The 1,488-nt window shown below is 39.7% G+C and carries 2 protein-coding genes; one reads left to right on the forward strand and one right to left on the reverse strand.

Annotation, left to right across the window (positions count from 1 at the left end; all coding sequences use genetic code 11):
* Positions 1 to 35: 35 nt before the first annotated feature.
* Positions 36 to 287: a LexA family protein gene (locus FW757_RS23015; RefSeq protein ID WP_149983453.1), complete on the reverse strand. Its 252-nt coding sequence runs from the start codon at positions 285 to 287 to the stop codon at positions 36 to 38.
* A 59-nt stretch (positions 288 to 346) separates the two neighbouring features.
* Between FW757_RS23015 and FW757_RS23020 the strand changes: the two genes are divergently transcribed.
* On the forward strand, positions 347 to 1,462 hold the full coding sequence (locus tag FW757_RS23020) for an IS630 family transposase (protein ID WP_182718443.1): 1,116 nt from the start codon (positions 347 to 349) through the stop codon (positions 1,460 to 1,462).
* Positions 1,463 to 1,488 lie beyond the last annotated feature (26 nt).

A 1,488-nucleotide genomic window follows, 5' to 3' on the forward strand; every position in this document is an offset into this window, starting at 1 on the left:
CTAGTACTCGTTCACAGAAGTTCTGATCAGTTGCCTTACTTAAATTCAGGCAACTGATTTATTCCTATCAATAGCTTTATCGTTCGGCTTTTTCCAGCAGTTGAAGTGATGAACCCTTTCTTTTTAAGCGTTAAAATCATTGCATGAACACTTGATGATGCAGTCCCAAAATAACGCTCAAAATCATTTTCAGCAGGTGCAACACCATTCACTTTTGTGTAGTAATAAATAAATGCCAAATACTGCCCTTGTTTCACAGTGAACGACGGCAACTCTTCTTTATTCATAATGAACTTTTATCCTAATTGACGATCCTTTAACTCATATTTACTCATTTAATATTGTTATGAACCGAAAGTATATTGTTGAATTATCAGCAGAAGAAAAATGCGAATTAGTTAACTACTGCAAAAAAGGCATGGTCAATGTTCGAAAGTACAAACGAGCCGCCATTTTATTAAAAGCGGACCGTTGTCGATATACAACAGATCAAATATGTGAAGCGGTTCAAGTGAGCTCTTCAACTGTATTTCGAGTCAAACGTCAGTTTGTCGAAGACAGTTTAGAAGCCGCTTTAAATGAAGGTGCACGAAGTGGTGCTATGAGAAAAACCTCCGCGAAAGATGAAGTAACTTTAATAGCCACAGCCTGTTCTGAGCCGCCAACAGGACACTGCCGATGGACATTAGCGTTACTTGGCGAGCGATTAATAACATTAACGGATTTAGACAGTATTTCATATGAAACTGTTCGTAGACGCCTTAAAGAAAATGCGTTAAAGCCCTGGCAAAAAAAGATGTGGTGTGTGGCAACAATGGACGCTGAGTATATTGCAAGAATGGAGCATGTACTTGAATTATATGCTGAGCCAGCGGATGAGCTCAATCCTATTATTAATTTTGATGAGGCGATGAAGCAACTTGTTGATGATACACGGCCAGTACAACCGATGAAAAAGGGACAGGTAAAACGCCTAGATTATGAATATAAACGGGTTGGCGTGGCTAACTTATTTGTATTCTTTGACCGTCATCGGGGTTGGCGGCACGTTAAAGCAACACAGAGGAAAACGAAAGTTGATTTTGCTCACTGTATGAAGGACTTAGTCGATGAACACTACCCACATGCGAATAAAATTCGTGTCGTGCTAGATAACTTATCGACTCATACGGAAGGTGCGTTATATAAAGCATTTTCACCGCAAGAAGCACGACGTATTTTAAATAAAATAGAGTTCCATTACACACCTAAACATGCGAGTTGGTTGAATATGGTCGAGATAGAAATTGGCAATATGAATAAGCAATGCTTAGATCGGCGCATAGCAAGTATGGAAGAGTTAAAGACAGAGCTCACGGCGTGGGAATGGCGCCGAAATAAAGAAGGCGCCAGTATAAATTGGATGTTTAATGTTGATTCAGCACGTGAAAAACTAGAGAGAGCTTACGGTGCTCTCAACTAGTCAAAATTTGTGTGACGAAGTACTAG

This window comes from Pseudoalteromonas sp. 1181_04 (assembly GCF_052850545.1).

What these genes read in the sequence shown, in the direction of transcription:
- FW757_RS23015 (WP_149983453.1), bottom strand. Translation starts at nt 287, where the DNA reads ATGAATAAAGAAGAGTTGCCGTCGTTCACTGTGAAACAAGGGCAGTAT.
- FW757_RS23020 (WP_182718443.1), top strand. Translation starts at nt 347, where the DNA reads ATGAACCGAAAGTATATTGTTGAATTATCAGCAGAAGAAAAATGCGAA.